An 18,857-nucleotide genomic window follows, 5' to 3' on the forward strand; every position below is an offset into this window, starting at 1 on the left:
ATGGGAAGTATTAATTGTCAACCATTAATATTCCTTTAAAATAAAATTGAATTTTTTCTCACTTCTTCCGGTTCTGGTTTTATGCGTAAATCTTCAATCAGTTGGTGGAGATGATCGGAATTGGCTTGATACATTTCTCCGCAAAATTCACATTTAGCTTCCGCACCGTTATCTTTTTCAATCATATCTTGAAGTTCTTCCGTCCCGAACATTTTTAGAGCCCCTAATACCCGTTCAAAAGAACAACTACAGTCAAAGCGAACTAATTGAGATTCGGGCAAAATTACTAATCCTATATCTCCTAGTAATTCCTGTAAAATATCCGGTAGGGTTTGACGCGCTCTCAATAAAGGAGTAAACCCAGATAAACTCGCCACCCGGGATTCTAACTTAGCAATTAATTCTTCATCCGTTGCTGCTTTTGGTAAGATTTGTAATAATAAACCCCCCGCCGCTTGTACCCCTTGTTTATCCACAAATACCCCTAAAATTAAAGCCGAAGGTGTCTGTTCAGAATTAGCCAAATAGTGGGTAATATCATCACCAATTTCACCGGAAACTAATTCAACTGTGCTGGTATAGGGATAGCCATAACCCACATCTCGCACCACCCGCACATAACCATTCTGGCCGACGGCCCCACCGACATCCAATTTGCCCAGGGAATTCGGCGGTAATTCCACCTCGGGGTTGCCCACATAACCTCGGACAGTGCCATTTAACCCGGCATCCACTAAGACTCCATCCAATGGCCCATCGCCCTTGATGCGGATATTAACTCGGGATGTAGCCCGTTTCATACTCGATGCTAAGAGCAACCCGGCGGCCATGGTGCGTCCTAGGGCTGCGGTTGCCACATAGGAGAGTTTGTGTCGTTGTCTGGCTTCTTCCGTCAGACGGGTGGTAATCACTCCTACAGCCCGAATTCCGCCCTCTGCCGCCGTTGCCCGAATCAGTTGATCTGCCATTTTTACAATTTTTCACAATTTGTACCTGCTCCCATTTTAATTTTTTCTGGGATCAGGTGTTAGGGGTCAGTCAAAATTGATTTTGATTTGATATAATCAAAAAATGTTATAATCAAAAAACTAACAGTTATTAAAGTAGAATTATTATGCTCGGTACGTTTCAACAAAGTAGTATCCGTATTGAAGTAAACGCCAAGGAAGCTGATATTCGAGATAGTTTATTGCGTCCGATTCAGTTGCAAAAATGGTTATGGCCTCAACAGTTTAACCCGGGAATTCCTGAACAACTTCAATCGGGATTAACCTTTACCAGTTCCCTTGGCCCGGTAAAAATTCAACATTATGTGGATGTCAGTCAACCGAATTGTTTAAGACTGTTATTAAGTCAAGGAATTGATGGTTTCCATGAGTGGTATTGGGGGGAAGGTTGGGTACAATCTCGTTTAGAAGGAATTTCTATATTACCTTTGAATTTGGGTCAAACCATCAGTTTAATCCAGTTACGCGAGTTCCTAGTCAAGAAAAATATCCCGCAAACTTAGGTTTTATAAAACCGATAAAAAGGTTTTAATCCCTAATCCTAAGACCGCCAACATAAATAATCGCTTGATCCAAATATTACTGGTATTAAGGGCAATTTTTGCCCCTAATATTCCTCCCAAAAACATTGCTAAACTTAGCAAAATTCCTAATTTATAATTAACTAGTCCATAGGAGATAAAAATTAGAGTAGCAACTAAGGAGGAAAACAGATTTATGACTTTAGTGACCGCGACAGCTTCAATAAAGGTTTGATTAAATAGCATCACATAACTTGCCGTTAGTAGGGTCACATAACCACCACTAAAAAATCCCCCATAAATTCCTAATAAAAAGGTGACTAGATATCCTAAAGTTTTTGCTAACTTTGAGGGAGGGGTTGGGTTGGGTTTCACTCCGGTTTGGGGATTTAAAAATACAAAAATTGCGATCGCAACCATAAATAAAGAAATTAATAAAGATAGGGTATTTTTAGAAATTGTAAAAACTAAAAAAGCACCTAAAATTGAACCTAATATTGTTAAAATAATTAAACTTGGTAAACGCTGAGGATTAATTTTTTTTTCCCGAATAAAAGGAATTGTTCCCCCTAAACTTAGAAAAGTTAATGCTAACATATTAGTGGCGATCGCCATATCCGCTTCTATCCCCATTTGTAGCATCACCGGGACGGTAATTAAAGACGTACAACCCGTGACCACACTAATAATTCCGGTCAAGAAAAAAACTAAAACTAGAGTTAGTAAAAAAATGGGTGTCAGTAAGTTTTCCATCTGATCAAAATTATTGGATCATAATTGGAATTTCAATGATCAATCATCGGACTGTATCACAATATTTCGGGATTCAATTTCTTGGATAAAAATTTTTAAACTTGGATTATTGCGATAATATTTTATCAAGGTTTTATGTTTACTGTAAGGATCAGAAACGATTCTATAATATTCAGGTTTTTTAGCATCAATTGTAAAATTATTTTTAGTTTTAATAAGAGCTTTATTTAACGTATCTAAACAGTTTTTTATTTTTTGCTTCCGATTATCTGTATAGTAAAGAGGAAGTAACCAGCATTCAATAGAATGTACAGCGATCGCAAAAATAATTCTATCATAATATTTACTATAAAAATCTTCCCCGATTAAAATCTTGAATTTTTCTTTAACTTTTTCTATTAATTTTTCCGGACTCAATTCACCATTTTTGTCTTGATGAGAAATCCCATAATTAATATCTTCTGAAACGTCAGTATCAATGTGAATAATCAGATAGTCATTAAATTGAAAAGATTGTTTAAAATCTTGGGTCTGAAAATATTTAAAAACCAGTGTCCAACCTCCATAGTCTGATTTATCCTCATTATCCTTATCTCTTTCGGGTTGGAGAGGATTAACAATTAAATCATTTGTGTTAAAATATCCACTTAAAATATTTTCAATCACAATCTGATCTGTAAGTCCTTCAGTAATTAATCCAAAAGTAATCATAACTAAAAATTTTTAGGTAGTCCCCCAATATAACCGCGTAAAAATGCTTCTGATAATCTCACAGGTTCCTCTCCCTCCGGTGGTTTTGGGGGTAAAATCCTTTCTGCTTTAGTATAACCTAAGCGATTACGGTAAATTACAAAAAGTCTTTGTTGATCATCCTCCAAATCTAATCCATCTAAGATAGCAGGATTATGAGTGGTAAAAATAACTTGTCGATCATATTTTTTTGCTAATTGTACTAATTCTTGAACCAATCTACGTCCTAATCTGGGGTTTAGGGAAACATCAATATTATCTACCGCAAAAAATTTAGGGGTATTATCACTGATAAACAGACAAAAATAGAATAGTAAAAATAAGAATCCTTCATTAGAACTATTTTGATCAAAGTATTTTTGTTTTCGTGAAAGAAGATATCGATCAGCAATTTCAATGCTTTTTTGATTCAGGGATAATTCATCAGAAATCCTGAAATCCTTAAACCAATCTATAAGCTGCATTTTTTCTTTTATCTCTTGAATTTTTTCTTGATTTTTTTCTGCATTTAAAACCGTTAATAGTTTTAATAATCCTTCTCCATGAATTCCCAAAGGTTGAATTTGACCTTCTTCTTTAAAAATTCGTAAACTTGAATTCTCTGGAGAAAAAATCAAAAAGTTTTTTAAAGTTGAATTATCAGGATTTTCCATAATATACCGTTTTACGCTTTGTTCAAGAAAATCTGCTTCTGATAAACTTGAAAAAATATGGGTATTTTGTTCATAAGCTAGATAAATTCCCTCGCTAATCCTCTTAAATTCAGAAATTTCCTCTGAATTGTCCGAAATCTTACTAACCCAACTAGAGTAGGGTTTCCCATCATGTTGTAAATTATAGGTAATAATCTTATCGGTTTTAAACTGGAAAGATGTTTCAATTTCTTTGTTAAGATTATCAGAATTAAAAGCGGATCGCATGAATTGAGGTTCAGTTATTCTAATTCCTCTGGATGCTAAAAACTCATAATCAAGTTTATCACTTGCTGCGGCTGAACTTAACGCGATCGCTTCCAAAATATTAGTTTTCCCACAACCATTTTCGCCTATCAAAACCGTTACCCTCCCTAGTTTAAAATTAAACTGGTCAATGGATTTAAAATTTTTAATGGTAATCTCTTTAATCATGGGTATCTTCAAGTTTCGGATTTAAAAGGTGTATAAAAAATTGATTTGATTGTTTGCCTTCTTTAAATAAATTTATATTTCAAACAATTAAATCATAAATCTTTGGAATTGTCAATTAATTTGAGACAAAATTAAGTTTAAAATATTCATTTCCTTAGAGTGAAACAGTTGATTTTCATTAAATAAATTTTTACCCAGTTTGTCCATAGAGTTAGTATTAAAAACTACATAGGGAAGATTTTTATAATTCCCATCAGCAGGTAGAATATTATCCGCAGAAGCGAGAGCATAAACTAAGCGTCTTAGAATATCTTGAAAGGATGGAGGTAACAATTTGCGATCGCTTAAAAAATACTCCTCTAATTCAGAAAAGGTTAAAAAAGTTTGAATGGGAAAAGCATAATAGCGATCGCAACTTTTAGAAGTTTGTATGACTTGTTGCGATCGCTCTTTAACCTCGACTAAAGTATAGACTAATTCCAAAGCAGAAGCAACCAGTGTCTTAATTTGTTTGGGATAATTTCCCTTTGCTAAACCCCACAGTTGTTTAAAAAAATCGCTATTTTCTAAAGCAAAAATCCGAGATAAATCAATATAATTAATTTCCCTAACCGTTTTTTCCGATAACGGAATAATCAATAAACTTCCTCGCACATAGGTTTTTTCTAAAGGGGGGAGATCCAAAAATTGATCTAAACTTTTTTCCAATTTAGATAAAATTTCCCATCCCAAAGATAAATAAGATACTTCCTGTTGAGTTTTAGAGGTGACAGGAGGACGATAAATTTCTATTTTTTGAGCGGATAATAAATTTAATAATCGTTGAGAAATCTCTTTTAAGTGTTGATCTTGACGATGCTTTTTAGACTCTTTTTGTACTTCCTGATATAGAGTTACCATTGACCCCAAAAAACTATCTCCTCCTTGTTTAATCGACTTTCCCCCAATCGGAATCATCACATAACTTTGAAATCCAATTTGACCCGATCCCACAATTCTAGTCATAATTGATGCTTTTAAAATAATCAGAATATTCAACGCACTTAAACAGGATTCTTGTAAAGAAATTTTGGCTAATTCCTGAGATTCTGCTGGAGATAAAGGGTGATTATCTTGATCAACTTTAGGGGTAAAATAAATTGCTTTATCCGATAGATAAAACTTAATGAATTTTTCCCCTTGGTCTAAACTTCCCCCGCGACCTCTGTAGATAACTTGAATAATTTCCATTAAATTTTGTTCGATTTGAAACCCGGGAATTTCTACTAAAATATATCGGGTATTCGGGAAGGATAAACCGCGAGACGCGGAAGCAGTCATAAAAATCACATTAACGCTATCCTTGAATTGTTGAATATTGGCGATTTCCTTCTCAGAAAGACTCGCATGAATTTCTAAATAATCTTTTTCTGCTTCAAAGTTAGGGAGTTGCTTCGCAATTAGATCAATCAGTTTTTTGAGTTTATCCTTATTTTGAATATAAACAATAATTTGACCTTGATTTTGATTTAACCTTTGCAAAATATCGCTTTTAATGATATCGATCATTTGATTAATTAACGTTAGATCATCCTCATTATTTTCTTGGTCACTGACTGAGTGAATCAAAACCTGATAATCTATTGTTAATTGAGAAGCGGGATAGGAATTTGCATTAATTAAAGTTGCTGGATATTGATTTAAAAATTTAAACTGATCCACCCATAAACACTGTTGCTGGGTTGGGGAAACCTGTCGAACAAAAATTTTATCTGCTTGGACATTTTGATCGGATAAATGACTTTCAACCACATCCTTTAAGGTTAAAGAAGCATCCGCAGTAATCACTTTAATATTAAACCCATAATCAGGATTTAATAAGTCATATTCTTCGATAAAAGTTTTAATTCCATGTAAAAAAGCAACCCCTTCCGGTGATCCGGTAATTTCATCAATCATAATAAAAATATTTCTCAACCGTTGCGATAGCAGTTTAACTTTTTCAGGAATGACACGACGGGTAGAAGAATTATAAACACTGCTAAAAATTCGTTTTAAATGTTTTAAGGTATTTCCTGATCGGGTTTCTTTTAACGCTTGAATTGATGCGGTCGCAATAATATTATTAGGAAATTGATCAGGATGAATTAAACAAGTATGAATTGCTTCCGATAAACTCGCTAAAACTCCCGCTTGATTTCGCGGTTTTACTTCTAAAATTTCTTCGGAATTTCGCCCAAATCGTTGGGAAGATTTCAACTGATAATCGCGCTCTAAACTAGCATTTAAAAACTTAACTTTTCCGATTTGTACATCTTCGGAAAATCGATGATAATAAGATTCAACCGCACAACCTCCTTTTTGATCATTTAAAATCATCGCATTAGTATTTAAACAAATAATATTATTGTTTAATTGATGGGTAACAGGATCGCAAAATTTTTCGATAATATCCCGATTGACTTGAATCCGGGGACTGACATAAAATAATAGTGTTCCGGTTTCTAAATGGTGTAAAATGTAGTTAGCAATAGCTGTGGTTTTACCAATTCCTGGGTTTCCAGTTAGAAATAAATAGGGAATTTGGGGATCAGAGAGCGATCGCTGAATTAACTCAGCATGAGCATCTCTTAGAGATAGATTATTTTGGGTTAAATGGAGCGATCGCTGTAAGGTTTCAGGAATATTATCAGCAGTATTAAAAAAGTCTGATTCCCTTACCTTTAAGATTTCTTGATGAGTGATTGATGTAATTTGATTCGGTTTTGCTTCAATAATTGAGTTTACCAATTCACTCCCATTTTTAAAACTTTTTGACGCATTACTTTTGATCACATTCAAAACCCGTTTACGATTTTCTGAAATGTTAATTTTGACTTTATGGCGATAGATTTCATAACAGGTTTTTAATATTTTTAAAGATGATTCAGAATTCAGAGAAATTCCATTGATCAGGCGATCGCTATATCCAAAACAGTTGAATTTTACGATATCACTAGATTTTAAATAGCAATTTTTCAACAAAAAATCATAAAAACTCCAAGCATAACTACCAGCTTGAATTACTTTCACTGCTTCTTTATCTTTAGTCGAAAAAGCAGAAAAATATTGTTCTAATTTTTGAGAAAAAACCTGATAATTATTCGTCTCTCCCGTATCAATTTCTAACCCACAAAATTGAGATTTTGAGCGAATATAATTTAACTCTTGTTTTAATAATTTTTTTAGGGTATCAATATTTTTAATATCCTGAATTGAATAGACCGCAGAAGTAGTAAAAGTTGATAAATCCACCACTAAAATTCGATATTGATCACGATAGCGAGTCAATAATAATGTATCTGCTTTTAAAAACTCTCCCGTGTCTTTATAGTGAATAATATCAACATTATTAAACCCTTGAGTTTCTAAAACCTCTCGATAAGCAGTATTTTCATTTTTTTCGATCAGATTAAAACAGTTATCATTATAAAAATCGCATTGAAAATAGAGAATCTCAATTTCTCGATCATCTTTCCATCCCGTTGCTTCCCTATATTCTCGAATAAAAGTTACCCCGGAAGTCCAACCTTTTTGTAAAAATAATTTTACCCAAGTCAAAATCGTTTGGCGATCTGACCGATCAAAATAATGATTTTCATTGGCTAGTTTTTCACTAATTTTATAGAGATAAATCTGACTTAGGGGAGCAACATAAATATCCTGATAGGATTGTTTAAATTGTCTTTGTTTAAAATAAGTTAAAATTCCTAAATTAAACCCAATTTCAAAGATTCTACCTAATTGTATTCCGAGTTGAGAGATCATTAATTATTCCTCAATTCTTAATTATTTATCAATCATAGATCGCACTTCTAACCATAGTTAAAAATGCTAAAGTATTAAAATTAATATTTTTGGGAGAGTAAGTAAAGCTGGAAAGTGTTCCCAGTCCTTCATCTCCGATGAGTTTACTATAAGGATTTAACTTTAAAACAATATTAGTATTGTTATTATAGCTTTTTTCATAACGGGAAAAATGAAACAAAATAATATAGTTTAAAATTGTTTTTTGGAGAGGAGAAGAATCGTCTAATAATCCTGAAATCACATCTCTTGTATGTTCATCATCATAGATATTTAACAGGGTACTATAACAAACTACACTATTGAAAATAGTTCGCTTTTTATCAACTGTAACTCCCGTAAACAAATTTAAAAATACTTTAGTCCTTTGACTGGGATCATTAGAGAGTTTTTTCAATTCTTCTACATCGGGAATATAGAAAGATTCTTGATTTTTAGTGTTTAAATTTAAAGCAGGATAGGTGTCCATAAAAACCGGATAAAGTTTGAGATCGGGTTTTTCATCTTTGAGGTATTTAATCACCGTTTCCGACATAAAAAATAGGGAGTCTGGGTCAGATTCTGAGCGAATTAATCCCAAACGTCTACTATAGGGTGCTTTCGCAACATATAAGAAATGTCGATATCCTTTTTCTTCATATAATTTAGTGATTTCATCTCGAATTACCGTTGGTTTTTGATACAGTTGTTCATGCTTTTCATTACTAGAAAAGGTTTTAAAGTTATTGATCTGAATGACGTCGGATTTATCAGGATCTCTTTCAATTAAAACAATCTCACCATAAATATTAGAAATCCGTTGGTTTTTATCCGGTTCATTCCAAACCGCATCACTCACCCAACTGGAAACAACAATAATCGCTAATTTATCTAATTGCGGTTTAAAATCACTATTAAATTTAAACCGTTTGGGAAGTAAACAATAGAGAGAAGATAAAGCATTTCTAGTGCGGTATTCAATTCCTTTATTTTCTGTATTTAACCCTTGATCATTTGCTAAACAATCTCGTCTTAAAATATGTGCTAAAGATCGAGTTAAAGTCCTTAAGTATTTCTCATCTTCGCTATCATCAACGGTACTTTGGACATGAAATCGCAAGATAGGAATAAACAAATTTTGGTCTTTGAGGGGATTTTGACAAACGCTAATACACAAATAGGTTAATAAACTAAAGACTTGGCGATAAATTCTAGCTTCAGGAGATTGATTATCTTTAAATATAGTTTCTCTCAGGTCGGTAATATTATAATAAATCGCTATTAGCTTTTTCTCTTTAAAATGTTTATCATAGAGAGAAAGAGGTTTGAATTTTTCGCCTGGTTTTTTTATTTCTTCAGCATTTAATTTTCTGATTGGATAAAACACCACAGGTAGTGCTTTAATTCCATCAATATTATACCTGAGAGCAAATTTCTGTTCTTCCTCTACGGTAAAATAACGCACATCATCAAAGGTAAAAGTTACTTCTAAAGATGCTAAAGAGTCTTGACTCAGTTGATTTTCTTCGACTTTTAAATAAGCTAATGCTTCCCTCCCAGATGAGCGTGAACGACTGGTATCATCATCTTCTAGGTTGATTTTAAAAAAGTTTTGACTATTAATAATATTAATGGGTTTTTCGTGAAGAATATCTTTGTATAAACGTAATTTAACTGTCTTTTGTTCACAGTTTAAAACCGTTTTTTGCATTAGAAAATTTTGCAAAAATGATTTTAAACGATTGACTTTTTGATTAACTTCCCAACCAGAATTAGCGATTTTATTTTTGATGGTTGATAAGAGTTGAGTAATTGCTTCTGGGTTCGTTTGATGGGACTGAAAACCTTTTAAAACTTCCTGTTCAAATTGAAGAATGGGGTTATATTCCTCATCGGGTGTGTTTCCTGTTTCATCAATCGCAAAAATTAGATAATACAAACAAACGGTTTTTAAAACTCTAGTTTTAAAACTTTTTGCTTTGTTAGAATTTTGTAAATATTCTCGATGTCTGGGACTGGTGGGGTCAATTTCTGCGATATGATAATCTAAGGAAGATTTTTCATTATAAGCACTAACGGAACCATTCAGCTTTAAACGTATTCCTAAATTAAATTCTTTAAAATTATTACTATTGCGATTATAACTTTCACCCATTACTCCTTGATAATCAGGAATAATGGGTAAACTATCAAACGCATCGGATTGAGAAAATGCAGTTCTGAGGTTAACGGTTTCTCCTAAATAAGTAATGTCATAATGGGCGTTATCTAAATTCGGATCATTGACATATTCAATCACTATTTTTAAGCGATTAATTAAGGTTTGTAACAGCGTTAAGTCGGGGGAATTTACGTTAGGATGAGTTTTTTGCCATCCTTTTTTGAGATACTCTAAATAGTCAATTTTTAGATCGCGTAAAAGACGAGGTAACGCTTCTTGATCGATAATGCTTCTGAGGTTATTTAAACTGGAGTCGGGTCGAGCTAATAGTTCATTGAATAACTCATTGAGATCCCGTCTTTCTGGTGAATCTTCATCGGTAATAGTTTCAATATGATGTCGAATATATGCGCATAAATTGTCTTGAAAATCTGCCAATCCTGTAAACCGAATATTAAAATGATGTGCTTTAATAATCGCATCACTTCCATTGCTACGATGGGGGGTAAAACTATTTTCCAGGATTAGGCGTTTGGAGTTAAATGGGGATTGTTTATTAAAATCATAGTTAAAAGGAAGATCATCTTTTTCCTGATTAAATTCTCCTAGATCACTACAAATTTTAGCTAGGATATTTTCAGGAGATTCGGGTTGACAAGCTAGATTTAATTTTTCTTTTAATAACTGTTGAATTTGTCTAATTTTATCACAGAATTTAGCAGCATCTTCAAAATTAACGGTGGCGGCGCGAATACCGTTAGTTTGAGTTAAGGGATTGAGGGTTTTATTTTCAGTTGCTATTTTATAAGCAAAATCATAAGCACGAATGAGGAGACGATTTTGATCGTCGGGAGCAAGTTGAAAAATTGGGGTATTTGTTGTTTTAATTTCTTTTAGAATAGTATCTAATAGGGGAATATAATCTAATTTAGGCAGAGAATCAAAGGTTTCTTGCAGAATATGTTGATCAGTCATTGTCAAAATATGTCATAATTGTATAAGTCATATCCATACTACAATCTTTTATGGTAACTGTAAAGTCTGAATTAACAACAAAACCCCTAAACCTAGCTGAATATCTCAATTACAACGATGGTACAGATACCTGCTATGAACTGGTTAACGGAGAACTAATTCCCATGAGTTTAGGAACAGGAAAACACGGTGCAATTATCAAATTTTTAGAGCGCACTTTTGATGCAGAAATCGAGCGTATGGGTTTAAATTGGACTGCTATTCAGAGTGTTTTGGGCATTCAATCTCCCCGTGGGGGAAGATGGGATACAGTTAGAATTCCTGATGTTGTGATTTTACCACTAGAACAATGGCGAGAATTACAAAATAAAGAAGCGGTGATTACACTGAATCAACCCGTACCTTTATTAATTGTTGAAGTGGTGAGTGAGTCTACTAAACGAACGGATTACCGCGCCAAAAAAGCAGAATATAGTGTTTTGGAAATTTCTGAATATTGGATAGTTGATCCTTTGGAAAATAAAGTCACAATTCTGACATTAGTTGATGAATGGTATGATGAATTGGAGTTTACTGGAGGGGTTCAAATTCAATCAAAAACTTTTCCTAATCTGGAACTAACAGCCGAACAAATATTAAAATATCAGATATAATATCTGATCTATTTCCGTCTAAATTTTCCTATACTGGTTATTATTAACTGCTATGATTACTTTCAATTCCGCATCAACTCCCCTACTCGGGTTATCTTTGGAACAACTCACCGACTGGGTACAACAGCAGGGACAACCCGCTTATCGAGGAAAACAATTATATGATTGGATTTATCACAAAGGGGCGAAATCCATAGGGGAAATTACGGTATTTCCGAAACAATGGCGCGAGACTATGGGGGATGTGAATATGGGTCGCTCCACGATTCATTATAAGGCGATCGCTCCTGATAAAACCATTAAATATTTATTAAAATTAGCCGATGGTCAAATTATTGAAGCCGTGGGAATCCCTAGCGAAAAACGCTTAACGGTTTGTGTTTCTTCCCAGGTAGGTTGTCCGATGGGGTGTGATTTTTGTGCGACGGGAAAAGGCGGCTTTACTCGCAATTTAGAACCCCATGAAATTATAGACCAAGTGTTAACAGTGCAAGAAGATTTTCAACGACGAGTTAGTAATATAGTATTTATGGGAATGGGAGAACCTTTATTAAATACAGAAAACGTGATTGCTGCGATTAAATCCCTGAATCAAGATGTGGGAATCGGACAACGAATGATCACTGTTTCTACTGTTGGTTTACGGGGAAAAATTCGGGAATTTGCAGAATATGATTTACAAGTGACTTTAGCGGTAAGTTTACACGCTTCCTATCAAAATATTAGAGAAGAATTAATTCCCAGTGCCAAAGCTTATCCCCTATCCCAATTATTTGCAGAATGTCGAGATTATGTTAAATTAACCGGAAGAAGAATTAGTTTTGAATATATCCTTTTAGCGGGATTAAATGATTTACCCGAACACGCCATAGAATTAGCCAGTCAGTTAAGAGGATTTCAAAGTCATGTTAATTTAATTCCCTATAATCCGATTCAAGAAGTTGATTATAAACGACCCAATACCCAAGGAATTAATGATTTTATGGATATCTTAAAAGAGCGTCATATCGCCGTCAGCGTCAGATATTCCAGAGGTTTAGAAGCTGATGCAGCCTGTGGACAATTACGGGCTTCTCAGGCTTAGATTTTTCCATAAGCGGTATATTTGTATCTCTATACCGCTATAATAAAAACCCAAAATACAATATCTATATATTGACAATGAATTCCGTACAATCTCCCCCCAGCCAGCAACCGCCCGATACCATAGCCTTAACTACAAAAGAATGGTTACAAAACAATCTATTTAATACTTGGTATAATACCCTAATTACAATTGGAATTAGTTCCCTGTTATTATCAATGTTAACAGGGTTTATCTCTTGGGCTTTTACTACTGCTAAATGGAGTGTAATACCCGCTAACTTTCCCCTCTATTTTGTGGGACGTTTTCCCGTCGATCAATATTGGCGATTATGGATAATGTTAGGGATAATTGCTATTTTATCTGGTATAACCTGGGGATTTTTAGCTAGAAATAGCAGGATTTTATTTAGTAATAATATCTTAATTGGGATTGGATTAACAGGAGTTTTGGCGGTTATTACTCCCACTCCGATAGTTTTTCGTCTGCTATTAATTGTGATGCTATTATTATTGGTGGCGTGGGCTTGGGGGGGTAAAACTATCGGAAATACTCAACCTAAACTGGGAAAGTGGTTGCCCTTTTCTTGGTTTTTATTACTCTTAATTTGTGTTTGGTTTATTGGCGGTGGACTGGGATTAAAAGTAGTCGAAACCAACCTATGGGGAGGACTGATGTTGACATTGTTGATGTCAATTATCAGTATTTTATTGTCTTTTCCCATCGGAATATTATTAGCATTAGGACGACAAAGTAGTTTACCCGTAATCAGAATTTTATCCACGGTTTATATTGAAATAATTCGAGGATTACCCTTAATTACAATTCTATTTATGGGGCAAATTTTACTGCCTTTATTCCTTCCTGAAGGAGCGCGACCCGATCGCATTTTACGCGCTATTATTGGATTAACTATGTTTAGTTCCGCCTATTTAGCCGAAAACATCCGAGGGGGGTTACAGGGGATTCCCAGAGGTCAAACCGAAGCCGCCAAAGCCTTGGGATTAAATACCCCCTTAACGGTGAGTTTAATTATTTTACCCCAAGCCTTAAAAGTTGCAATTCCTTCTATTGTCGGTCAGTTTATTAGCCTATTTCAAGATACAACTTTACTGTCAATTGTGGGATTAATGGAATTATTAGGAATGAGTCGATCCATTTTAGCCAACCCTAAGTTTTTAGGACGACATTTAGAAGTTTATATTTTCGTTGGGATTCTGTATTGGATATTTTGTTATGGAATGTCGATAGCCAGTCAAAAATTAGAACAACAATTGAATACGGAACATAAATAAATTCAAAACTGTGTAGGTCGGCGGTAAGAAGAAAGACGCAACAAACCCCCCGAAATAAGGGAGGTTTGAGGGCTATCTCCTTGATTTTATCAACCTTTTAACGGGGTTGTCACCCCGTGAGGTGCTTCTGTGGGGTTCGACTCTGGATTGTCAGCATCCACAGAATCCTTAATCCGATTTAGCCAGCGTTCGGCTTTAGAATAATTGTCTTTTTGGACTTGACCAATGGTTTCCTTAAAGTTCAACTGCACCCCCCAAACATCGGTAAAGAAGCGTTTTTCTTGCTTCATCCGGTCAAAGAATAAAACACTTTCCGTATGGGTGAGTTTTCCTTGCTTTTTGGCGATCGCCATCATCACCGCAAACACATCATCCGCCATCTTCGCATCGCCACAAACATAATAATGACACTGGGGATGGCTGAGAATTTGCCAGATTTTTTCGGGCTGCTGTTCCATCAGGTTCTGTACATATTGCTTTTGTTCTCCTAACCGCGAGAACGCCACCTCTAACCCCGTAAGAACGTTGCGATCGCGCCACACTTGCAACTGTTCCTGATAAATAAAATCACTAGGATTCCGACAGCCAAAATAAAGGTGTGCTTCACCCAAGCTGATTCCTTGGTTTTGCAACGCTTCCCGATGTTGCAGGAAAGCAATCAGAGGAGACACCCCCGTTCCTGGCCCCACCATTAAAATCGGAGCATGGGAGTCCGTCGGGGGGCGGAAAGTAGAGGTTAGAACTTCGATTCTCACCGAGGAACCCGGTTGCAGTCCGGCCAGATAATTAGAACACAGTCCTTGACGCACTTTCCCCGCATCAGTTGTCACTTGTAGCACACCCACAGTAATTTGAATCTGTCGGGGATGGAGGAGGGGACAGGAGGAAATAGAATAAAGCCGGGGTTTTTGCTTGGGTAACAGTTCCAGCAGGGGAGCTAGTTCAATCGCGGCCGAAGGAAATTCGTCCAGCAAATCCACCACGCTCATCAAATTATCCATAAGGTTTTTCTTGAGGGCGATGCTATCCGGGTTTTCATCCCCCTGGCGTAAAATTTCTAACCAGGTTTCCAGGCGATATTTTTCCTGGGGGTTCTGCACCACAGAATAGAGATAGGCCAGTAACTCGCTCAAGGGTTCCCGCAATGCCAGATCCAGATCTTCAGACAGGACTTGATTAACCGTATTAGGAACGGTAACGGGGGTTTGATCCTCTAACGCCTCCCCACTAGCCGTCCTATATTCAGCCGTAAAGTAACTGTCCGCATTGAGATTGAGGCGATCGCACAATCGCTGCACCAACTCCGGGGGATTAGCCGGATACACCGCAACGTGATCCCCCGTTTCATATTGCAGATCCGTATCGGTCAAGTCAAAAACAATCAAGCGGGTGGAACGACTCCCAGGAACCACTTCTTGCAGAAGTTCTTGATTGGCAACCAGGGGAACCGCCATACCCCGTTCCCCTGTTGTGGGGGAGAGTAGGGCTTCAGCCAGAAACGTCACGGTGAGTTTAGGGGTATCGGTGGCGGTACTACCAGAAGTGGTATCCTCGCCCATGACCCGGGATACTAAACCTAACCACTGCTTAAAGGTATCAGCCTGTCCTTTAATTTCATCGGCTTTATGTATCGGTACAATACAGTTTGCCCCGGCTTTTGCCAGTGCCTTATCGACGGAAACCCCAGAGGCACAGAACTGTTCATACACCGTACTCCCAATCCCCAAAACCGAATAACTCAGACCGTTGAGGGAAGCCCGGGGCTGTTGTTGTAACCATTGGAGAAATCGCTTTCCGTTGCTGGGCATTTCCCCATTGCCAAAGGTCGAAGTCACAACCAATAACAGCTTTTCCGATGCCAGAGTATCGGTGTTATATTCATTCAGTGCCATCACCTGCGGACGGTAACGACTGAGTTGACGGGCGGCTTTGCGGGCAAAACCTTCGGCTGTTCCGGTTTCCGAGGCATATAGAATCAAAATTCGATCCTGTTTATCGCCCTGCTCATCGGCAACAACCGTGAGTTTTTCCAAATCTAATCCATCTTCGACTCCCCAACGGTCGGCTGCGTGATGATAGGCGGGCTCCAGGTAAAAATCTCGCATCTGGTGATGCCATACCGGACAGGCACTCCCTCCCGCCGCCGGAACCACCCAACCCCAATCCCCCGGGCATTCCCGTCCGGCTTTCTTTTCCCGGAGGTCATGGGTGAGAAATTGGCGAGAGGCAGTTTGGTGATCCACCATGGTTACCTTCGCTTTTTGGAAGGAATAGAGGATCGCCGTATTCAGTTCTAAAGCCGCCCGATCCCGCCACAACGTTTGTTCCGAACTGGTATCGAGTTTCAGAACTTGGGCAATTTCCTCAATTTTGTTGTAGCGGTACTCATCGAGGAAATCCCGCATAATCTCAGTATCCATATACCAGCCATTGAAGGGCATACAGCCATAATGAATTCCGCCGATGTGAACGGAGAAGTTACTAATGGCGGGAATAGCATACCAACGCATCCCAATGGCTTTAAATTCTGGGACGGTGGGATGTTCAATCTCCACTTCTAGCACTTCCTCCGGTTTCCAGTGATACATCTTGGGAGTTTGACCCGGAAGCTCAATCACCAAGGGCAGAATATCGTAAGCGCTGCGGGGTTGGGGAGGTTCCCAGCCAAAGTTAATAATGGCAGTGGTGAGATCCAGATTCGCCGGATCGCCTAAAATACTGCCATCGGCCAGTTTATAGGCGGCATAACGGAACAGTTGAGAATTCCAGATCCTCGGCCCCCAGCGTTCCTTCGGCTGTCGGGGGCGAAATACCGTCATGGTGATTTGTAGGTTGCCCCCATTGGCTGCAAATTGGGCGTGTTCCTGAAGTTCGCGGAACATTTCATCGGGGTCACTGATATGACGGCGATCACGCACCACCATATTATTCCAAGCAATTCGCCCCACACATTTAGAAGCATTACGCCAAGCCACCTGAGTCCCATAGGCGACTTCTTCATAGGTATGGGTATAGGTTCCCGTGGCTTTGACTTCCTCCTGAATTTCTTTCCAGCGACGTTCCTGATCCTCTGCTTCCCAAGCCTGTTCAGAGGAAATCAAATTGAGAAACTGTTTGGCTTTTTTCAGTACCCGTTCTTGATTGAGCATGGGCATCTTCACCACGTTGATGATCCGATCCAGCAAGATCTGCCACCCTTGACGCAATTCGGGGGTAAAGTTGGGCAAGTATCTTTCAAACAGAACAAATAGGGTTTCTGACATCGCCGGATAAGCACAGGTCGGTACGTCGGCAAAGCTGTGAACCTGTCCTAAAAACCGGAGTTCTTGCAACATCTCATCACTGCTACCCGTTCTCAGACAACGTACCAAAAATTCTAGGGCTTGGAATAAATGTAAGGATAAATAATCCATATCTGCCCGTCCAAAAATAGGCAAGACAAAGGGATATTTCTCAAACAGAATTTGATAAAATTCCATCCCCATTTGTTGTTTGTTCTGGCTAAAGATCTCCCAGCAGGCTGCCATTTCCTGTAACAATTCCGGGGGTAATGCGGCTTCATACTGATGGAGGGTTTCCACCATAGGCAGAATAATATAAGTATTAAAAAATTTGTAGAGAGCAGAATTCTCTCCTTGTATTAAATCTTCCCGATCATATTCTTCTAAATAGGGAATGGACGGCAACATCCACATCCACACCTGACGGGCTTTGATCCAATGTTCCGGGCGCAGTCCCGCATCGGCAAACAAATTCCCATATTCGGCAACGGTTTTAAACCCATGTTCGCCTTCTGGGGGAACACCCATCAGGGGTTCACCGACAATCACTTGGGTTTCGGGTTGAAGTTGATGAATGGCACAATCAAACAACTCATAGAAAAAGTCGCTAATACTATCGATCGCTTCCCCAAACAAATACTCAAGTTCTGGTTCTTCTAGTAACAGGCGCTTGAGGAATTTTTCCATTTGTAACTCTTTCCACGCCCGCAACTTATTCCAGACATCTTTAACAATGACTTCATCCTGTGGCGTTAGGGATGTGGCTTGAGGAAGCTCAACTTCAACTTTTTCCACCTTCCCACGCCGACCCAAACTACTCTGTTTACTAATTAATGTCACCGTGTTGCTACTACCCTCACTGCTGCTTTGGGTTAAGCGGAGTTTCAGCTTGAGTTGGGGAGATTGTTCCCAGGTGGTGATGGGAAATTCCAGTTCCGCATTGCGATCGCCATTGAAACAATTTTCCGTCCCAAATGTCACGGTTCCCGCATCTTGCCAGGGATGGGTCATGTCTCCTTCCCGATAACATAGGGTAATGGCAATGGTGCAGTCTCCCTGATTCTTCAAATCCACTAACCAGTTGGGCTGCATTCGAGCCAATAGATCTTTTTGCAGTCCAGTCTCCCCCTCATTAGAAATGACCTGCACTCGGCACTTATACTTGTAGCGGTTGCCAATGGGCAAGTCCGTTGCAGAAACTTCAGTGAGATGGATAATTTTCTGGTTGTGGAGGGTTTGAGGATCTTGCATCTTAGACAGAGTTGATAAAAGGGTGATGGAAGTGGGTCAGTTGTGAAACACAGCTTTAATTTTACTGATTTTGGGGACTTTTGGGGAATTCTCTCTAACCCTAATATTTTCAGGAGGGTAAGGTTAAGCAAAAAACTATCCGAATTGTGCCTAGGGATAAACACCATACAATAGTATATAGAGCAAGGAATCCAC

11 protein-coding genes are annotated in these 18,857 nt (G+C 37.6%); 4 read left to right on the plus strand and 7 right to left on the minus strand.

What is annotated here, in order from left to right; translation table 11 throughout:
* Nucleotides 1-35 precede the first annotated feature (35 nt).
* Nucleotides 36-968: an Hsp33 family molecular chaperone HslO gene (hslO, locus tag AC2D3N_RS06070; RefSeq protein WP_079677195.1), complete on the minus strand. Its 933-nt coding sequence runs from the start codon at nucleotides 966-968 to the stop codon at nucleotides 36-38.
* A 146-nt stretch (nucleotides 969-1,114) separates the two neighbouring features.
* Here hslO and AC2D3N_RS06075 point away from each other — a divergent pair, with 146 nt between their 5' ends.
* Nucleotides 1,115-1,510, plus strand: a complete 396-nt coding sequence (locus AC2D3N_RS06075) for a hypothetical protein (RefSeq protein ID WP_079677196.1) — start codon at nucleotides 1,115-1,117, stop codon at nucleotides 1,508-1,510.
* Between the two features lie 3 nt (nucleotides 1,511-1,513).
* Here the strand turns inward: AC2D3N_RS06075 and AC2D3N_RS06080 are convergent, their stop codons facing one another.
* The 5 genes from AC2D3N_RS06080 to AC2D3N_RS06100 form a co-directional block, all read right to left on the minus strand.
* The gene (locus AC2D3N_RS06080; protein WP_484693086.1) at nucleotides 1,514-2,281 is read right to left on the minus strand and encodes a sulfite exporter TauE/SafE family protein; all 768 of its coding nucleotides are present in this window, start codon (nucleotides 2,279-2,281) and stop codon (nucleotides 1,514-1,516) included.
* A 39-nt stretch (nucleotides 2,282-2,320) separates the two neighbouring features.
* On the minus strand, nucleotides 2,321-2,992 hold the full coding sequence (locus AC2D3N_RS06085) for a phage tail protein (protein WP_079677198.1): 672 nt from the start codon (nucleotides 2,990-2,992) through the stop codon (nucleotides 2,321-2,323).
* A 2-nt stretch (nucleotides 2,993-2,994) separates the two neighbouring features.
* Complete coding sequence (locus tag AC2D3N_RS06090; protein WP_484693087.1) at nucleotides 2,995-4,158, minus strand: AAA family ATPase; 1,164 nt, start codon at nucleotides 4,156-4,158, stop codon at nucleotides 2,995-2,997.
* A gap of 111 nt (nucleotides 4,159-4,269) precedes the next feature.
* Nucleotides 4,270-7,944 carry a helicase-related protein gene (locus tag AC2D3N_RS06095; RefSeq protein ID WP_484693088.1) on the minus strand — a complete coding sequence of 1,225 codons (3,675 nt, stop codon included), beginning with the start codon at nucleotides 7,942-7,944 and terminating at the stop codon, nucleotides 4,270-4,272.
* 28 nt (nucleotides 7,945-7,972) lie between these two features.
* A complete protein-coding gene (locus tag AC2D3N_RS06100; protein WP_079677201.1) occupies nucleotides 7,973-11,098 on the minus strand; it encodes a hypothetical protein in 3,126 nt (1,041 codons plus the stop codon).
* Nucleotides 11,099-11,148: 50 nt separating this feature from the next.
* On the opposite strand from AC2D3N_RS06100, the gene AC2D3N_RS06105 reads away from it, so the two are divergent.
* The 3 genes from AC2D3N_RS06105 to AC2D3N_RS06115 all read left to right on the plus strand — a co-directional run bounded on the left by AC2D3N_RS06105 (nucleotide 11,149) and on the right by AC2D3N_RS06115 (nucleotide 14,130).
* A complete protein-coding gene (locus tag AC2D3N_RS06105; RefSeq protein ID WP_484693089.1) occupies nucleotides 11,149-11,751 on the plus strand; it encodes a Uma2 family endonuclease in 603 nt (200 codons plus the stop codon).
* 52 nt (nucleotides 11,752-11,803) lie between these two features.
* On the plus strand, nucleotides 11,804-12,835 hold the full coding sequence (gene rlmN / locus AC2D3N_RS06110) for a dual-specificity RNA methyltransferase RlmN (RefSeq protein ID WP_484693090.1): 1,032 nt from the start codon (nucleotides 11,804-11,806) through the stop codon (nucleotides 12,833-12,835).
* A 77-nt stretch (nucleotides 12,836-12,912) separates the two neighbouring features.
* Nucleotides 12,913-14,130 carry an amino acid ABC transporter permease gene (locus AC2D3N_RS06115; protein ID WP_484693091.1) on the plus strand — a complete coding sequence of 406 codons (1,218 nt, stop codon included), beginning with the start codon at nucleotides 12,913-12,915 and terminating at the stop codon, nucleotides 14,128-14,130.
* A gap of 89 nt (nucleotides 14,131-14,219) precedes the next feature.
* Here AC2D3N_RS06115 and AC2D3N_RS06120 read toward each other — a convergent pair whose 3' ends face one another.
* The gene (locus AC2D3N_RS06120; RefSeq protein WP_484693092.1) at nucleotides 14,220-18,662 is read right to left on the minus strand and encodes a nitric oxide synthase oxygenase; all 4,443 of its coding nucleotides are present in this window, start codon (nucleotides 18,660-18,662) and stop codon (nucleotides 14,220-14,222) included.
* Between the last annotated feature and the right edge of the window lie 195 nt (nucleotides 18,663-18,857).

This window comes from Planktothrix sp. PLAVEN19ND (genome assembly GCF_057220675.1).